The following is an 18,114-nucleotide window of genomic DNA, read 5'->3' as shown; positions in this document are numbered from 1 at the left end:
AAATTAGTTTTTAACAAGTGTTTTCGGACATTTTTTCCGAAAAAGTCGATTTTTAGGGATTGGTGCTGGATTTGATAAATGTAATACTGAGCGCAAAGCTCAAGGATAATATTGAAAAAAATAAGCAATAGATAAAAATGGATTTTAAACAATTTACGATCAAATCGCAGGAGGCCATTCAGAAAGCCGCGGAGCTCTGTATGGCAGAGCAGCAGCAGGCCATTGAGCCGGCGCACGTGCTTAAAGGGATCCTTGCTGAGGATGAGAGTGTGGTTGATTTTGTTTTCAAAAAACTTGGGGTAAACAGGAAACTTATTTCCCAGAAACTGGAAGAAATCATCCAATCGTTTCCCAAGGTCAGTGGACAGCAACCGTACCTGTCCAATGCAGGAAACCAAGCATTGGCCAAGGCGAAAGGTTATTTGAAGACCTTTGGGGATGAGTTTGTGGCGATAGAGCATTTGCTACTTGGAATCCTTTCCGGTAGCGATAAATCTGCCCAATTGCTAAAAGATCAGGGCATGACCGAAAAAGGGCTGATCGAAGCCATCAATGAATTAAGACAAGGCAATAAAGTGACCGACCAAAACGCAGAATCAAAATACAGGTCCCTGGAGAAGTACTCAAAGAACCTGAATGAATTGGCCAAGAAAGGGAAAATTGATCCTGTCATTGGTCGTGATGAAGAGATTAGGCGAGTGCTACAGATTTTGGCACGAAGAACCAAAAACAACCCAATCCTGCTGGGTGAACCGGGTGTGGGAAAGACGGCCATAGTGGAAGGATTGGCGCAGCGGATTGTCAGTGGTGATGTTCCTGAAAACCTGAAGTCCAAAACCTTGATATCCCTGGATATGGGGCTGCTGGTAGCAGGGGCCAAATATAAAGGTGAATTTGAAGAAAGACTGAAAGCGGTAATAAAAGAGGTGACCGATTCTGATGGAGAGATCATCCTTTTCATCGATGAGATCCATACGTTGATCGGTGCCGGTGGAGGAGGTGAAGGTGCCATGGATGCGGCCAACTTGCTTAAGCCTGCATTGGCACGAGGGGAGCTTCATGCTATTGGTGCCACCACGCTGAAGGAATATCAAAAATACGTGGAGAAGGACAAGGCACTGGAGCGGAGATTTCAGGCGGTACTGGTGGACGAGCCGGATGCTGCCGATGCCATTTCCATCTTGCGAGGTATCAAGGACAAGTACGAGCTTCACCATGGTGTGAGGGTTAAAGATGATGCGGTCATTTCTGCGGTGGAACTGTCCCAACGTTATATTTCTGATCGGTTCTTGCCTGATAAGGCCATTGACTTGATGGATGAGGCCGCTGCCAAGCTGAGGATGGAAATTGACTCACTTCCTCAGGAATTGGATGAGCTGAACAGGCGGATCATGCAATTGGAAATCGAACGAGAGGCCATCCGTCGAGAGAAAAACAAGGACAAGGAATCGGTGCTGAGCAGGGAAATTGCGGAGCTATCCGAAAAGCGTCAGGCAGTAAAGGCCAAATGGGAAAGTGAAAAGGCGGTCATTATGGGCATTCAGCGCGAGAAGGAGAATATCGACAAGTTTAAATTGGAAGCCGAGCAAGCTGAACGTGCGGGGGATTTTGGAAAAGTAGCGGAGATCCGTTACGGGAAGATCAGCGAAAGTGAACAAAAACTGGAGTCGTTCAAGCAGCAGCTTCAGGAGATGCAGGAAGGTTCGCCATTGCTGAAGGAGGAAGTGGACACTGAGGATGTAGCGGCAGTAGTGGCCAAGTGGACGGGCATCCCCCTTTCCAGGATGCTGGAAAGTGAACGGGAGAAGTTACTCCACCTGGAAGATGAACTTGGCAAGCGCGTGGCTGGCCAGCAAGAAGCAATTGCTGCTTTGTCCGATGCCGTACGCAGAAGCCGGGCTGGGCTGCAGGATCCAAAACGGCCCATTGGTTCCTTCATCTTTATGGGGACCACTGGAGTAGGTAAGACGGAGCTGGCCAAAGCGCTGGCCGAATACCTTTTCAATGACGATAATGCCATGGTGCGGATCGATATGTCCGAATACCAGGAGCGGCATGCAGTCAGCAGGCTGGTGGGAGCGCCTCCAGGTTATGTGGGCTATGACGAAGGTGGCCAGTTGACAGAAGCGGTGAGAAGGAAGCCTTATTCCGTCATTCTTTTGGATGAGATAGAGAAAGCCCACCCAGATGTGTTCAATATCCTCTTGCAGGTATTGGATGATGGTAGGCTGACGGATAATAAGGGCCGTATCGCCAATTTCAAAAATACCATCATTATCCTCACTACTAACATCGGTTCGCAGTTGATCCAAGAACGGTTTTCTGCCATCGAGGACTGGAACAAAGAGCAGGTGATGGAAGACACCAAGAAGGAAGTGTTTGAGCTGTTGAAAAATTCGGTTCGGCCGGAATTCTTGAACAGAATAGATGAGACCGTCATGTTTGAACCATTAAACAGGGCGATTACCCGTAAGATTGTCGACATCCAGTGGAAGGAAATCCAGCAAAGGTTAGCTAACGCAGGCATTGAGATCGACGCTACAAGGGAAGTTCTGGGCTATCTAGGAGAGGTAGGTTTTGATCCCCAGTTTGGTGCGAGGCCACTGAAGCGTACCATGCAGCGACTGGTCTTGAATGAATTGTCCAAACAGATCTTAAGTGGATACATCAAAAATGATGCGGCGGTGTTGGTGGACTTGGATGCAGATAAACAGGTGTACTTTAAGAATGTGGAAGATGTGGAAGTGTGATGTAGAACAGAATACCGATGACGGTGCTCATGCAGGTGTTCATGGATGAATCTTATAAAAAAATCCCCGGTAGTGATTCCGGGGATTTTTTATTTTTTTATTCTTCCGTGACGGGTGCATTCTGCTCTTTTTTCAGCCTTAGCATAAAATCGCTAAGGACATTCATGAAATTGATAAATGCCTCATAAGGACTTTCATAAGGACTGAAATAAGCGTGAATATCTCCATCTGAGAAGAACTTGGTACACATGTAATAGAAGTGGTCACTGGTCTGGAGGTATTTCCAGTCTTTTTGGATTTGTGGATCCTTGGACTGTCGGACCAGCGGTTCCAGTTCGTAGAGGCGATCAAAAGCTTCATCCTGAAGGTCGTTGCCTAGCCATGCGGTAAGGTCGCGCTCTTCATCGGCCCAGGAAATAGGGACGGGAACGTGGATTTTACCGACAGGAGCTGCTTCTGCTACCACCTCTGATGGTGTGGAGAAAGTGAAGTTTGATTGGCTCAGTACTGCGTCAGGTAGGTGGCGCATAAATTCAAAAATCCCACTTTCCGCCCATTGGTGTTCACCAAAGGTTTCATAGTCCATAAACAAGTTGATAACCTCTTCTTCTTGAGGGATTTGATTGATCCAGTTGACAAATTTGTCCGTGGTGAGCGGCCAATCTGGCCATGCTTTTTCTCCAAACCGGAAGGCGATATCATCACTTAAGCGGAAGTTCTTAAGCAGCACTTTCAACTTTGGTTCGATGGCATTGCAATAGACATAATTGGGGCTCTTCCAGCCCAGAATATGTTTGGCACCTTCTGTAAGGATGGCCTCATAGCCAAGTTCTGCGACCATTTCTCCGATGATATCCGAATAGATCAATTCGGTATTACGGAATACTTTAGGGGTGTATCCGTTAAAGAGTTTTTTGACTTTCTCTTGCTGTGCGCGTACCATGTCATGAAATTCTTCTTTGCTTTTTAAGGCAGAAAGGGCGTGGGCGTAGGTTTCGTTCATTAGCTCTACATGGCCGGTGGCTACGAGTTTCTGGAAGCTCTCCAGAACGTCAGGGGCATACTCTTCCATCTGGTCCATAAATACTCCCGACAGGGAAAAGCTGACTTTAAACTGGCCTTGATATTTTTCTATCAACTCCAGCAGCAGGGCATTCATGGGCAGATAGCATTTTTCTGCTACTTTTCGCATGATGCTTTTATTGGCAAATTCATCCCAGTAATGGTGGTCTTCGCCAATGTCAAAGAATCGATATGGTTTTAGCCGATAGGGCTGGTGTACCTGGAAATAAAAACAAATGGTTCTCATGAATGTGTTACGGTTAGAGTTTTATCATATAGGGCGAAGATTTTTTCAGCGACGTGCTCCCATTTCATTTTTTTGAGTTCTTCGCTTCCGCATTGTCGGAACATCGTAGATATACCCCCATAGTGAAGCAGGGCAAAGATGGCGTCCGCCATGGCATCAATGTCCCAAAAATCTATTTTTAGGGCATTGGTAAGGACTTCTGCGACTCCCGACTGCTTTGAGATAATCACGGGCGTATTATACCGGACGGCTTCCAGGGGGGAGATGCCAAAAGGCTCGGAGACGGAGGGCATTACGTAGACATCGCTGATGGCAAACATCTGGTCTACATCTTCGCCTTTTAGAAAGCCAGTGAAATGGAATTTGGTGGCTATTCGCAATTCCGCCACACGGTCGATCATCCTGTTCATCAGGTCGCCGGATCCCGCCATCACAAAGCGGACATTATCGTCTTTTTTGAGGACTTTGTTGGCTGCTTCGATAAAGTATTCAGGGCCTTTTTGGAAGGTGATCCTGCCGAGGAAGGTGACTATTTTTTCCGGGACTTTTTTGGTGGCTGTACTGGTGATGATGCTGGTGTCAAGGACAGCATTATGGATGACAGTGACCTTTTCTTCCGGAATGCCATAACGGGTGATGATCGTTTTTTTTGTAAGGTGGCTTACTGCGATGATTTTATCTGCCATTTCCATTCCTGACCGCTCGATGTCATATACACGCTGGTTGACATTTTCTCCAGAACGATCAAATTCCGTGGCATGAACATGCACGACGAGTGGTTTGCCGCTAATTTGTTTCGCAGCGATTCCAGCAGGGAAGGAGAGCCAGTCGTGCGCATGGATGATGTCATGTTCCTTGTTTTTGGCAATTTGACCGGCTACTAAGGCATAGCGCGATACTTCCATAATAAGGTCCTTATTGTATTTTCCGCTAAAGGAAAATTTATTGGCAAAGATGCTTTCGTCCACGTCCGTACGATCATGGAGTGCTTTGTCTGTAAAGCGGGAAAATTCCTCAGGACCCAAATATGGTATCAAAAAGGAGCTCACTTCCAGATAAGTGAGGTTTTTCCAAATCTGTTTGAATCGCTTTTCCCTGTAATCGATTTCGACCTCACTGGCATTTACGAAATCAGCTAAAGGATCTTCGTCTCCATATAGTTTTGGGACGACAAAAATCACTTCATGATCAAAATGTGACATTCCTTTCAGTAGCCCATAACAGGCCGTTCCCAATCCACCTGAGATATGCGGTGGAAATTCCCATCCAAACATTAATACCTTCATAAAAAGTGACGTTTAATAGTGATTAACTAAATGCATGCTCCGGAGAAGTTCTCCGACACTCCAGGCTTGTGATATAGCCCCTTTTGCTCTATGTGGTGGATCGCCATCGTAAATCTCCGCTATGGTGCCAACCCCATACTGGGACATCGTATCATCAAAGCCTCTGATCAGCTTTTCGATCATACTTTTGCCGGCTTTGCCGTGAATTTTCAAATAGCCTTCTACAAAGTGGCCGAGAAGCCATGGCCAGACCGTGCCTTGGTGATAGGCGTTGTCCCGTTGATATTGATTGCCTTGGTAATAGCCTTTGTAGGCGGGATTTCCCGGAGCAAGGGTTCTCAGTCCTCTAGGGGTGAGGAGGTAGAGTTTAATGGCTTCCAGGACTTCCGCCTTTTGGGTCTCTTCCAGGGGACTATAGGGTAAGGAGGTGCTGAAAACCATATTGGGACGGATTGACCAGTCTTTGTAGTCGCCATTGACGACATCAGCGAGGTAGCCTTTTCCTTTGTCCCAAAACGCATCGATAAAAGAGGATTTTACCCTTTCAGCGAGCTCCTTGGCGAAAGCTTCATTGGTGAGTTCATGGTAATAGCACAGCGCATTGTACCAAAGGGCGTTGATTTCTACTGGACAGCCGATCCTGGGGGTGACTGGGCCATCGGTGGTCACCGCATCCATCCAGGTCAGTGCGACGCCTTCTTTACCGCCATAGAGCAAGCCATTCTCTTGAACTTTGATGTTAAAGTCACTTCCGGCCAAGAGACCGTCGATGATGCCTTTAAGTTTAGGGAGGTACTGATCGGTGATGGTTTTACGGTCGCCAGTATAGCTTTCATATTGCTGCCAAGCCCAAAAATACCATAGTGGAGCATCCAAGGTGTTCATGTTAAATTGTCCTCCGCTGCCAATATTGGGAAACATGGCTCCTTGGATGTCATTGGAGAGGGTGTGCATGACATCTTTAAAGGTGGTGTAGTCGCCTTGAGTAAGGGTGAGTCCAGGGAGAGCGATCAAGGTATCCCTGCCCCACCAGCCAAACCAAGGGTATCCGGCGATGACCCTGGTTTCGTCACCGCGGCGACTTATAAATTGCCCCGCAGCATTTTTGAGGCAGTTTTCAAAATTGTCCCTTGGGGTTCTTCTCTTGAGTTCCCGGTCAAAAGCTCCTGCCAATGAATCAGGATCTGCTTCCTTCAGACCGGCGGCGAATATGACAGATTCCCCCTTTTCGATGGGGAATTCAAAGTAGCCAGGTACATAAAGGTCTTCCAGGAAATCGTAGCCTCGCTCTTTTTCCCTGATGTATTCAATATCGTAATACCAATCAGGAACCGCTATAAAATCACTTTTTTTGGAGATTTGTAGGGATAAAGGAGAGTAGGCGTCGTACAGTTTGAATTCAAGGCCATTTTTTACTTTGTTGTATTTTTTATTGACAAAGGTGTTGGCCTTGGATAAGCCGTGATATCCTCTGAAGGCCAAAAAAGGGCTAAGCCGTAAGGTGGTGGGTGAATGGGCATCGAGCAGTGTGTATTTGATCATCATTCTGTCCGCGGTGGTGTCGAGAATGATTTCTTTTTGTAAGACCACACCGCCCACTCGATAAATAAGGTTGGGGATAGGTTCGGAGCTATAGTCCTCCAGGTATTTATGTCCTCTGGGGGAGTATGTGCCCGGGTATTTGCAGATGCCCAAGTTAAAGCTGGCACCTCGCTGGATGACCGTTTCGTGAATGGTGGATAACAGGACATGGAGCTGGGTGTCGATCTGTGGTTGTGGTGCCACCAGTAATCCATGGTACTTTCTAGTGTTACATCCGATAATCGTGGTGCTGGTATAGCATCCTGAACGGTTAGACCTGATGGTTTCTTTTTCGAGAGAATAATTTAAGTTAATTAATTCTGTCTTATCAAAATGGATGTAGCTCATTGAATTTTTGCAGTTAAAAGTGGTTCTTGAGTGTTTACTAAAAATACCCTAATACTGCGAAAAGAAAAATAAAATCCGAAAAAATAAAGGTCACTAAATTGTGACCTTTTTACTTTTATCTGGTAATTGACTTAACGTTTTCTTTTTGTACCTCATCGAAGTTCTTCAAAGATTCCTCGAATTTTGCCATATACATTTGAATATCCTTCAAATTTACAGGTTTTACCTTTGGAAAGGTAGGTCGTTGTTTGAATAATGTAAACATTACTACACTGTTTTGATGATACATTCTTCCGACAAATAGTATGCCGAATTAGTTCCTTGTGGTGTCTATAAAAATAAAAACCCCTCATTATGAGGGGTTTTGGGTGGAAGACCGGGTTCGAACCGGCGACCTCTGGTGCCACAAACCAGCGCTCTAACCAGCTGAGCTACAACCACCATATTTATCAGTTCTATTCAGGTCTTTTCCCTGAACGGACTGCAAAGGTAATACACGGTTTTTTTTCAAACAATAGCTAATGCTGATTATTTTCTGGAAAATTTAAGTCGTTGTCCTTTTTGATCTTCGTGGAATGTCTCATTTTCGTACGCAATGTGTCCGGAAACTATTGTGTGCGTGATTTTTGACTGGAAAGTTTGTCCTTCAAAAGGCGACCAGCCGCATTTCGAAAGGATGTTTTCTTTTTTTACTTCCCAGGGAGCATCCAAATCCACTAGCACCAAATCGGCATGATAACCAGGACGGATATAGCCTCTTTTATCAATTTCAAATAGGATTGCGACATTATGACAGGCCTTTTGAACAATTTGCTCCAAGGAAATCTTGCCTTGATGATACATTTCCAGCAGTGCGACCAAACTGTGCTGCACCAACGGGCCACCGGAAGGGGCTTTGGTGTAAGGATTGTCCTTTTCTTCCAGGGTGTGTGGAGCGTGATCCGTAGCAATGACGTCGATATGGTCATCCAGTACACCTTTTAGGATCTCGTCACGGTCTTTGGCCGTTTTTACGGCAGGATTCCACTTGATCAAGGTGCCTTTTTTATCATAATCTTCCTCGGAAAACCACATATGGTGAATACAGGCTTCTGCTGTGATGCGTTTTTCCTCCAGCGGAAGGGTGTTGTCAAAGAGCATCACCTCCTTGGCCGTGCTGATGTGGAGGATGTGAAGTTTGGTGCCGTATTTTCTGGCCAGGTCCACCACGCGCTTGGAGGCATCATAGCAGGCTTCTGCCGAGCGGATTTTAGGGTGGTATTTCACGGGAATGTCATCGCCGTATTCCGCTTTGTATTTTTCAAGGTTGGCCTTGATGATGTCATCATTTTCGCTGTGCGTAGCGATGAGCATCTCGCATTTTTCGAAGATGCTTTCCAGGGTCTCCTGATTGTCCACCAGCATATTGCCCGTAGAAGAGCCCTGGAACACCTTGATGCCACAGATGGTGCTAGGATCGGCTTTGAGTAGCTCGTCCAGGTTGTCATTGGTGGCGCCAAGGTAAAAAGAGTAGTTTGCCAGTGATTTCTCAGCAGCGATGTTATATTTTTCCTCCAAGAGCTCCAATGTAGTAGCTTGTGGAACGGTGTTGGGCATTTCCATAAAAGTGGTGACCCCGCCAGCCACGGCAGCCTTCGCCTCGGTGTAGATTTCGGCTTTATGCGTAAGGCCGGGCTCGCGGAAGTGGACTTGGTCATCGATCAGCCCGGGAAGCAAATATTTTCCTTTTGCATCAATGGTCACATCCGCCTCTGCTTTAAAATCCTTTAGGTTTCCTCCTGCTGAGAAAATCAATCCGTCCTGTATAAAGACATCCCCACGAATAATCTTACCTTCATTTACTATATTTGCATCAGTGATCAATATACGCTTCTTCATAACACTATTTTATTCGAGTTTGCAGGAGTAGAAAATATCCCAAATCAATTTGAAGCTAAAATTAATAAATCATGTCCGATAGCCCGCAGTCTTTCGAGAATTTTAAACTGAATAAGCAGCTTTTGGAAGCAGTGAAAGAGGCAGGCTACACCAAGCCTACCCCTATTCAGGAAAAAACCATTCCGCTGGCACTCGGTGGCCAGGACATTTTGGGCATCGCCCAGACCGGAACCGGCAAGACGGCTGCCTATGTGCTCCCACTACTCATGAAGGCCAAATATGCCCAAGGTGAACATGCCAGGGCATTGATCTTGGCGCCGACGCGGGAACTGGTGATTCAGATAGAACAGGCTATCCTGGATCTTGGAAAATATACTGACCTGCGGTATGTGTGCCTGTACGGAGGTATCGGGCCTACACCACAGATCGAAAAGATCCGTGAGGGCGTGGACATTATCATCGCCACTCCCGGTCGATTTATGGATATCTATAGCAAAGGAGAAATCTTCGTGCGCAATATCAAGACCATGGTGATGGACGAAGCGGATAAAATGATGGACATGGGTTTTATGCCACAGATCCGATCGATTTTGGAAGTCATTCCGGTAAAGCGGCAAAACATGCTTTTTTCGGCGACTTTCTCCGAAAGGGTGGAGGGTATTTCACACGAATTTCTGGAGTTTCCGGAGCGGATTGAAATAGCGCTGCAAGCGACTACGGCAGATACGGTGTCACAGACCAAGTATTTTGTTCCCAATCTGAAGACCAAGATCACCCTGCTGGACCATCTCCTTCAGAATCAGGAGATCAATCGGGTAATCGTCTTTACCAAATCCCGTAAAAATGCTGAGGCAGTCTACCAATACCTGGAGCGTAGAAAACACGGTGAAATCCGCGTGATCCATGCCAACAAAGGCCAAAATACCCGTATCAATTCCGTGGATGATTTTAAGTCAGGAAATGTACGGATTCTCGTGGCGACGGATGTGGCGGCCAGGGGGCTGGATATCAGCATGGTCAGCCATGTGGTGAATTTTGATGTGCCGCTGATCTATGAGGACTATGTCCATCGTGTGGGACGGACCGGACGAGCAGAACAGGAAGGTGCGGCTTTTACTTTTATCAATCCGGCAGAAGAATACCATTTTGGTCGGATCGAGGAAATCATCCGTATGGATGTTCCCGAAGAGCCGATTCCCAAGGAGGTGCGCATTGCCGAGACGCCATTTGCTGAAAAGCAGGCCTATGACCGTGAGATCGACAAGCAAAAACAAAAAGCAGACCCGACCTTCAAAGGTGCCTTTCATGAGAAAAAAGCCCGTGCCACCAGCAATCCCCACTATAATCCAGATAAGAAAAAAGTCCGTGGCAACAAGAACAGCAAAGCCAAAAAGAACCGTAACCAGATGAAGAAAAAAGGCGGCAAACGCTAAGAATAGAGTATCAAGATGTAAGTATCGAGTAGTGAGATATGAGTATTGGGACTTGAGATATGAGACATTTGGGGCTGTGCCCCGGCACTGGCTAGTGTCACATCTTTGACTCGATGGATGATAACCGTCTTTGGAACGGATCAGGTGATATAAGCAATGCTTTACTGGCATTACAAATGCCGGACTTATTCGGCCACTCGTTATTGGTGAGGGTCAGGAATAGTACTTTTGGTATTTTAATTTTTTTTCTTCTCCTTAGTGATTCATTGAATATTATTATTTCATACTAAACAGTTTTTTTATGTTACACTACTCTAGAATTTTGTTTTTATTGTTTTTTTTGGCGGTGACTTCATGTGATAAAGTGGACGAACCAAGCGATAACACAATAATCGATACGGCAGTTGAATTAGCCGTAAAAAATGAAGATGGAGAAGATATATTGGATCCATCCCATCCGGATGCGATAGACGTGGAGGCCTTACGGTTATTTTATAAAGTAGATGGTGAGGTGCAAGAAGTTTATGATGGGAATTTGAGTTCTCCAAGGAATATAAGCCATATTGAGCATCAAAATGAATACAGGCTTCGAATCTCTCTAAACTATACTGAATCCGAAGAGAAACCTGTTACTTACCTGGAATGGAATGAAAATGACACAGATACATTGGAAGCTGTTTTTCGTTATCCAAAGAACGGGGTAATCCAAGAAGAAGTATGGTATAATGGTGATAGTATCTGGAATGATTCAGAGGTTAACACCGAACCTTATTTGGAACTGACCAGGTGATATAAATAACGCTTTACTGGCATAACAAATGCCATGCTCATTCGGCCGCTTGTTATAAACGAGGGTCGGTAAAAGCCAAAAAAACCGCAGTATCGATAGATCTGCGGTTTTTTACTTTTGGCATTCAGGCCTTTAGCTTTTGGTGATATTATCGTTCACCCCGGTCGTTGCTGCCGTCCACGGGCGTTCTTTTGTCCCTGTTGGCCAGGTCCCAGGCGGTGTAGAAGATCAGTTTGGCCCTTTTTTCCAGTAGACCAAATTCGATCTTGTCCACGGTGTCAGTAGGCTGGTGATAGTCGTCATGCACACCGTTAAAGAAGAATGCTACGGGGATATTGTGCTTGGCGAAGTTATAATGGTCAGAACGGTAGTAGAACCTGTTCGGATCATCTTCCGCATCATAGCGGTAATCCAATATCAAATCCGTGTGGGTAATGTTATTGTATTCGATGATGGTTTTCAGCTGAGAAGCCAGCATTTCAGAACCGATCACATAGACATAATCCTGGTCTTCGGCATCTTGGTATTCGTAGTCCACTCGGCCCACCATGTCGATGTTAAGGTTATTTACGGTGTTTTCGAGCGGGAAAATGGGGTTTTCGGTATAATACTCCGATCCCAAGAGGCCTTTTTCTTCACCAGAGACATTGAGGAAAAGTACCGATCTCCTTGGTCGGTCGCCTTCCTTTGCGGCGGTAGCAAATGCCTGGGCTATTTCCATGACAGAAACTGTACCGGAGCCATCATCATCTGCACCATTGTTGATTTCCCCTTTGCTATTGATACCAATGTGGTCATAGTGGGAAGAGATCACGAGGACTTCATCTTTTTTGTCCGTGCCTTCTAGGTAGCCCATTACATTTTCGGTGCCTACCATTTCTTTGTTCTTTTCGATCTTGTAGCGCACTTTTTGGGAAGAAATGCTGGCAGGATCGTCTTTGGCAGCTTGCTTAAGTTCTTCTACGGATTTCTCGAACAAGCTGGCCATTTTATCGGAGCTTACCAGGAATACCGGCTTTTGCTCGGTTGGCTTTTCAAAGCCCAATCGGCCTTTTCCGCTAAGAGATTTGTAGCGGTTGGCCAAGCGGTCAAAGTTGGATTGGCCTTCCATGGTCACCACGATGATACCTGTGGCGCCTGCTTCCCAGATTTGGTCCATCAAGCCGCCTGCTTGCTGGCCGATGGCCCACAGGCCGACGAATTTACCTTCCACGTCCACCTTTTCGAGGTTCTCTTCATTGGCAAGGCCCAGGAAAACCAGCTCTGTTTTTTCCTTTTTCACATCACCGTCACCGATGAACACAAAGTCTTCGTTGTTGACCAGCTTTTGCTTGCCCACTTTGAGGTAAATGTCTCCAAAGGAAACGCTGGCCAAGGAGAACGGCTGGCTGTATTTGCCATCGACTGGTCCTTCCAGTCCGATTTCGTTATAAAATCCGCTCAGGTATTCTGCAGCCATTTTCTGGCCTTTTTCACCTGTTTCCCTGCCTTCCATTTCATCTGATGCCAAATAGGAAAGGTGTTCCTCTAAGTCTGCATCACTGATCGTACCGGCGTATTTTTCAGCCAGTGACTGCTCTTGGGCAGTGGCTTGCCAGGAAAGCATAAGGCCCATGGCAGCGGCCAAGATATAATTTCTCTTCATGCCTATATTTGAGTTATTAGTAAAATTTGCCCCTAAAGCTAGCTATTATTTTCTGAATCTGTCAAATAGATGGTCGAAATGGCCGGGATATTGGTGGTGTTGATGAGGGTGCTTGCCCACTGGTGTACCTTTCCCCTACTCCAATAAGCTATCTACGGATATACATATAGATGAATACGGATTTATAGGAGGATCAAAATCATTTGTGTTTATTCTATTCATCTGTGATTAATTTCATCTTTCTCTTAAAAATAATGTTACTTCTCTCTTTGCATAAATTACCCCTTTACATACCGTAGAAAATTTGGAAAAGAAAATCATTATCGCTCAAGAATTTATACCTTTGCACATCTGTACGAAAAGAGGAATATTACCCAAGTATATTACGCATTATCTGGACTATGAAAATTGATTTGACCCCCTCCGTGAAGTTTGAAGATCGCCATAACGGCCCCTCCGCCAACGACGTGTCGGAGATGCTTGCGAAAATCGGTGCTGCCAGCATTGATGAGCTGATCGATCAAACCATCCCCAAAGCCATCCAACTGGACAATCCCCTTAACCTGCCCGAGGCAAAATCAGAAGCCGCATTTCTGAAGGATTTCCGAAAAATGGCCGCTAAAAACAAAATCTATAAGTCATTTATCGGATTAGGTTATTACGATACCATCACGCCTGGTGTGATTTTGAGAAATGTACTCGAAAACCCAGGATGGTACACGGCTTATACTCCTTATCAGGCAGAAATCGCCCAGGGAAGACTGGAAGCACTGGTGAATTTCCAGACCATGGTAATGGACCTTACCGGTATGGAGCTGGCCAATGCCTCCCTATTGGATGAGGGCACAGCAGCCGCTGAAGCGATGAATATGCTGTTTGCAACCCGTCCAAGGGACAAGAAAAAAGCCACAAAGTTTTTTGTGGACGAGAAGGTATTTGTCCAAACCAAAGAAATCCTTAAAACCAGGGCGCTTCCGATAGGCGTGACCTTGGTGGAAGGGCCATTGAGAGAACTGAACCTAGAAGATCCGGAACTTTATGGTGTACTGCTTCAGTACCCGAATGCTGACGGGGAAGCGATAGATTATAAAGCCTTGGTGGAAACAGCCAAGGAAAATAGCGTAGCCACCGCTTTCTCTGCGGATCTGCTTGCCCTTACCCTGCTGACCCCTCCGGGTGAAATGGGAGCCGATGTGGTTGTTGGAACCACGCAGCGATTTGGTGTACCAATGGGCTTTGGAGGGCCCCATGCCGCTTATTTTGCGACCAAGGATGCTTATAAGCGTCAAGTGCCTGGCCGAATCATCGGTATTTCGGTCGACAGAGACGGCAATAAGGCCTACAGAATGGCCTTGCAGACACGGGAGCAGCACATCAAGCGCGAAAGAGCCACATCCAATATCTGTACCGCACAGGTGCTATTGGCCGTGATGGCGGGGATGTACGCCGTATACCACGGACCAAAGGGGCTGAAAGACATTGCTTTGAAAATCCACGGGCTGGCCAAGCTGACCGCCCAGGGATTGGCCAAGCTGGGTTTTGAGCAAGAAAACGAAAACTACTTCGACACCCTTAAGATCAAAGTGGATGATGTGAAGCAGTCCAAGATCAAGGCCTTTGCGCTGTCACATGAAATGAACTTCCGCTACGAGCCGGGGTATATTTATTTGGCATTTGATGAAGCCAAGACGGTGGAGGATGTCCAAGAGATCATTGAAGTATTTGCCCGGACGACGCACTCAAGTGCCGATGTGGTGGATTTGGGATCCATGGTAGATCATCTCAGCTTTGAGGTAGCCGATGGCCTGAAAAGGACATCTGACTACATGGACCATATGATCTTCAATGCATTTCACTCTGAGCACGAGATGTTGCGTTATATCAAGCGATTGGAAAACAGGGACCTGTCTCTGGTGCATTCCATGATTTCGCTTGGTTCATGTACGATGAAGCTGAATGCAACTGCTGAGATGATTCCGGTTACTTGGCCAGAGTTTGGTCAGCTGCATCCATTTGTGCCGCAGGATCAGGCAGCAGGCTACTATGCGCTGTTCCAAGACTTAAGAAATTGGCTGTCAGAGATCACTGGCTTTGCCGAAACTTCCCTTCAGCCCAACTCAGGGGCGCAAGGGGAATTTGCCGGACTCATGGTGATACGTGCTTACCACGAAAGCAGGGGCGAAAGCCATCGAAATATCGCCTTGATCCCTTCATCCGCACACGGTACCAATCCCGCCTCAGCCGTTATGGCCGGTATGAAAGTAGTCATCGTAAAATGTGATGACAAGGGAAATATTGACCTTGGCGACCTGAAAGAAAAAGCAGAAAAGCATAAAGATAACCTATCTTCCTTCCTGGTGACCTATCCGTCCACTCACGGAGTGTTCGAAGAGGCTATTCGGGAAATGTGCCGGATCGTTCATGAAAATGGCGGTCAGGTGTACATGGACGGTGCCAATATGAATGCACAGGTAGGGCTTACCAGTCCAGGTGTTATCGGTGCTGATGTGTGCCACCTCAACCTGCACAAAACCTTCTGCATCCCTCACGGCGGCGGTGGGCCAGGCATGGGGCCAATTTGTGTGGCCAAGCACCTGGAGGAATTTTTGCCGAGCAGCCCATTGGTGAAGACAGGAGGCCAGCAATCTATTTCTGCCATTTCAGCAGCACCTTTCGGTAGTGCCAGCATCCTGCCAATATCCTATGCTTACATCGCCATGATGGGCAGGGAAGGTCTGAAACATGCCACTCAAACGGCCATCCTGAATGCCAACTATATCAAAGCACGCCTTGGTGAGTTTTTCCCGACACTTTACACAGGTGCGCAAGGGAGAGCGGCTCACGAGATGATTGTGGATTTCAGGGAGTTTAAGACAGTAGGTGTGGAAGTGGAAGACATTGCCAAGCGATTGATCGATTACGGCTTCCATTCACCGACCGTTTCTTTCCCAGTGGCGGGCACCATGATGATCGAGCCTACCGAATCAGAAAGCAAAGCCGAGCTGGACAGGTTCTGTGATGCGCTGATCTCCATCCGCGGCGAAATCCGTGAGATCGAAGAAGGTAAGGCAGATGCTGAAAACAATGTGCTGAAAAATGCCCCGCATACGGCTGGCATGGTAATGAGTGATGCCTGGAACTTACCTTACAGCAGAGAAAAAGCGGTTTATCCACTGGAATATGTAAAAAACAGCAAATTCTGGCCAACCGTCAGAAGGATCGATTCTGCTTACGGTGACAGGAACTTGGTCTGCAGCTGCATTCCTACGGAAGATTATGCCGAAGAAGTATCTAACATTTAGTAACAGCTCGTTAGATTAATGATATAGAAAAGGCTCCATCATAAGTGGAGCCTTTTTCATTTTTGGGAAATGGCTCAAATGGACTGCTTAAAATTAAATGGGGCAAGTGAAAAAGTTGGGGGATTAGGGTTGGTTCGGATAGCACGCAGATGGCGCAGGTTAATAAGATTTGCGCTGATTGTTTTTCTGGAGCACGCATTCCTATTAATAAATTAAAGAGAAATATGCTCACCATAGCTGCCTGTAAATCTCTCATCCCCCGAAAATATTGCTTGATCCAATTAGATTGGTCTAGGTGAATTTACACGAATATTTTTTAGGAGATAAAAGATGATGGAATGATATGACTGGCGTTGTAATTGTTCAGCTCGGGATCGCCTCATTTCAAATGAGGAAAGTTTTTAAGATCTAAGTAGACTTTGTTTGATTTTTTAACTATATGCTAAAGCATATAAATATATGTTTTATTATTGAATTACAATAGCGTCCTAAATAAAAAATGAGAGGTTCTATTTTTTGCCCAAAAAAGTTATTTTGGGTTTGCACCAAAAAACACGAACCTCTCATGTGTAATATTACATTGTTTTCACAGATTATTAAAAAGATAGACCGATCAATTTTCAAGAAATTGGTCAAGGAAAAGCAAACCGATAAGGGCTGCAAGGGATTTGACAGCTGGACGCATCTTGTCTCGATGTTGTTCTGCCATTTTGCCAAGAGCACCTCGGTAAGGGACATTTCCAACGGACTCCGGTCTGCTACCGGGAACCTTAACCATCTTGGTATTGCCAAAGCCCCCTCCAAATCAAGTATCAGCTATCAGAACAAACGAAGGGATTCGGACCTGTTCAGGGACCTTTACTATTCCCTACTGGGAAGTTTAGGACAGCAGGCAGCTGTCAAGAGGTCCAAACTCAGGATCAAGGTCCCCGTTTACCTGCTCGATGCCACGGTGATCAGCCTTTGTCTTTCGGTGTTTGACTGGGCTACTTTCCGTACCAAAAAGGGAGCTGTAAAGATGCACACCCTGCTGGAATATGACGGGAAACTCCCTGTTTACGTGAACATTACCGAGGGGAGTGTCGGGGATAATAAAGGAGCTTACGACATTCCCTTGGAAAAGGGCTCGGTGATCGTCGCCGACCGGTATTACAATGACTTCCCCATGCTCAACGTCTGGGACAGCAAAGGGGTGTTCTTCGTGATCAGGCACAAGGGAAACCTTGCCTTCAGCACCGTCGAAGAACGGGAGCTGCCCGAAACAACCGCCCAACATGTGCTCAAAGACGAAGAAATCGAACTGACCAACCCACAATCCAAAACCAAGTATAAGGGAAGGCTCAGAAGAGTGGCCGTGTGGGATGAGGAAAACCGGCAGACCATTGAACTGATCACCAACAACTTTGCCTGGGCGGCCCAGACCATTGGGGACCTCTACAAATCAAGATGGGAGATTGAGGTGTTTTTTCGGGACATCAAGCAGCTATTGCATATCAAAACCTTTATCGGAACCTCTAAAAATGCAGTAATGATCCAGATATGGACGGCTTTGATCACCATCCTGCTGATCAAAGTCATGAAGGCAACAGCTAAATTCGGCTGGCACCTGTCCAATCTGGTGGCCTTTATCCGGCTCAATATATTCGTGAAAATCGAACTGCAAAAATGGCTTGATAGCCCATTTACGGAACCCGAAAAACCACCCCTGAAAATAGTACAGGGGGATCTGTTTGCTCAAACTCCTTAATATGTCCCCAATTTGCTTTCAAATACAGACTAAAGGGTAAATCAA

Annotated in this window: 11 protein-coding genes and 1 tRNA gene; 5 read left to right on the top strand and 7 right to left on the bottom strand. The window is 46.2% G+C overall.

Translation table 11 applies throughout. From position 1 onward, the window contains the following. Positions 1–137 precede the first annotated feature (137 nt). Entirely contained in the window at positions 138–2,750 is a 2,613-nt protein-coding gene (gene clpB, locus FKX85_RS03405) for an ATP-dependent chaperone ClpB (RefSeq protein ID WP_141613394.1), read from the top strand. Positions 2,751–2,847: 97 nt separating this feature from the next. On the opposite strand, the gene FKX85_RS03400 is transcribed toward clpB, so the two are convergent. The 5 genes from FKX85_RS03400 to FKX85_RS03380 form a co-directional block, all read right to left on the bottom strand. Continuing rightward, positions 2,848–4,059, bottom strand: coding sequence for a glycoside hydrolase family 57 protein (locus tag FKX85_RS03400; protein ID WP_141613393.1), 1,212 nt, complete (start codon positions 4,057–4,059; stop codon positions 2,848–2,850). Next, entirely contained in the window at positions 4,056–5,345 is a 1,290-nt protein-coding gene (locus FKX85_RS03395; protein WP_141613392.1) for a glycosyltransferase family 4 protein, read from the bottom strand. Before FKX85_RS03395 ends, FKX85_RS03400 begins: the two co-directional genes overlap by 4 nt. 12 nt (positions 5,346–5,357) lie before the next feature. Then, positions 5,358–7,274, bottom strand: coding sequence for an amylo-alpha-1,6-glucosidase (locus FKX85_RS03390; protein ID WP_141613391.1), 1,917 nt, complete (start codon positions 7,272–7,274; stop codon positions 5,358–5,360). Between the two features lie 366 nt (positions 7,275–7,640). Continuing rightward, positions 7,641–7,716: transfer RNA gene (locus tag FKX85_RS03385), tRNA-His, on the bottom strand. A gap of 86 nt (positions 7,717–7,802) precedes the next feature. Beyond that, complete coding sequence (locus FKX85_RS03380) at positions 7,803–9,152, bottom strand: dihydroorotase (protein ID WP_141613390.1); 1,350 nt, start codon at positions 9,150–9,152, stop codon at positions 7,803–7,805. 71 nt (positions 9,153–9,223) lie between these two features. Between FKX85_RS03380 and FKX85_RS03375 the strand changes: the two genes are divergently transcribed. Together FKX85_RS03375 and FKX85_RS03370 are read left to right on the top strand one after the other, a co-directional pair. Beyond that, a complete protein-coding gene (locus FKX85_RS03375) occupies positions 9,224–10,585 on the top strand; it encodes a DEAD/DEAH box helicase (RefSeq protein ID WP_141613389.1) in 1,362 nt (453 codons plus the stop codon). A 301-nt stretch (positions 10,586–10,886) separates the two neighbouring features. Continuing rightward, a complete protein-coding gene (locus tag FKX85_RS03370; protein WP_141613388.1) occupies positions 10,887–11,375 on the top strand; it encodes a hypothetical protein in 489 nt (162 codons plus the stop codon). 148 nt (positions 11,376–11,523) lie between these two features. Here the strand turns inward: FKX85_RS03370 and FKX85_RS03365 are convergent, their stop codons facing one another. Then, positions 11,524–13,020, bottom strand: a complete 1,497-nt coding sequence (locus tag FKX85_RS03365) for a M28 family peptidase (RefSeq protein ID WP_141613387.1) — start codon at positions 13,018–13,020, stop codon at positions 11,524–11,526. Between the two features lie 401 nt (positions 13,021–13,421). Here FKX85_RS03365 and gcvP point away from each other — a divergent pair, with 401 nt between their 5' ends. Further along, a complete protein-coding gene (gene gcvP / locus FKX85_RS03360) occupies positions 13,422–16,322 on the top strand; it encodes an aminomethyl-transferring glycine dehydrogenase (protein WP_141613386.1) in 2,901 nt (966 codons plus the stop codon). Between the two features lie 10 nt (positions 16,323–16,332). Here the strand turns inward: gcvP and FKX85_RS03355 are convergent, their stop codons facing one another. Then, a complete protein-coding gene (locus FKX85_RS03355) occupies positions 16,333–16,578 on the bottom strand; it encodes a hypothetical protein (protein ID WP_141613385.1) in 246 nt (81 codons plus the stop codon). A 309-nt stretch (positions 16,579–16,887) separates the two neighbouring features. Here FKX85_RS03355 and FKX85_RS03350 point away from each other — a divergent pair, with 309 nt between their 5' ends. Continuing rightward, positions 16,888–18,069, top strand: coding sequence for an IS4 family transposase (locus FKX85_RS03350; RefSeq protein ID WP_141613384.1), 1,182 nt, complete (start codon positions 16,888–16,890; stop codon positions 18,067–18,069). Positions 18,070–18,114 lie beyond the last annotated feature (45 nt).

This window comes from Echinicola soli (genome assembly GCF_006575665.1).
GTDB classification, from domain to species: domain Bacteria; phylum Bacteroidota; class Bacteroidia; order Cytophagales; family Cyclobacteriaceae; genus Echinicola; species Echinicola soli.
This window is presented reverse-complemented; position numbering and strand designations above follow the sequence as displayed.

Coding starts and splice junctions, on each gene's coding strand:
- clpB (WP_141613394.1), top strand. CDS start 138: ATGGATTTTAAACAATTTACGATCAAATCGCAGGAGGCCATTCAGAAA.
- FKX85_RS03400 (WP_141613393.1), bottom strand. CDS start 4,059: ATGAGAACCATTTGTTTTTATTTCCAGGTACACCAGCCCTATCGGCTA.
- FKX85_RS03395 (WP_141613392.1), bottom strand. CDS start 5,345: ATGAAGGTATTAATGTTTGGATGGGAATTTCCACCGCATATCTCAGGT.
- FKX85_RS03390 (WP_141613391.1), bottom strand. CDS start 7,274: ATGAGCTACATCCATTTTGATAAGACAGAATTAATTAACTTAAATTAT.
- FKX85_RS03380 (WP_141613390.1), bottom strand. CDS start 9,152: ATGAAGAAGCGTATATTGATCACTGATGCAAATATAGTAAATGAAGGT.
- FKX85_RS03375 (WP_141613389.1), top strand. CDS start 9,224: ATGTCCGATAGCCCGCAGTCTTTCGAGAATTTTAAACTGAATAAGCAG.
- FKX85_RS03370 (WP_141613388.1), top strand. CDS start 10,887: ATGTTACACTACTCTAGAATTTTGTTTTTATTGTTTTTTTTGGCGGTG.
- FKX85_RS03365 (WP_141613387.1), bottom strand. CDS start 13,020: ATGAAGAGAAATTATATCTTGGCCGCTGCCATGGGCCTTATGCTTTCC.
- gcvP (WP_141613386.1), top strand. CDS start 13,422: ATGAAAATTGATTTGACCCCCTCCGTGAAGTTTGAAGATCGCCATAAC.
- FKX85_RS03355 (WP_141613385.1), bottom strand. CDS start 16,578: ATGAGAGATTTACAGGCAGCTATGGTGAGCATATTTCTCTTTAATTTA.
- FKX85_RS03350 (WP_141613384.1), top strand. CDS start 16,888: ATGTGTAATATTACATTGTTTTCACAGATTATTAAAAAGATAGACCGA.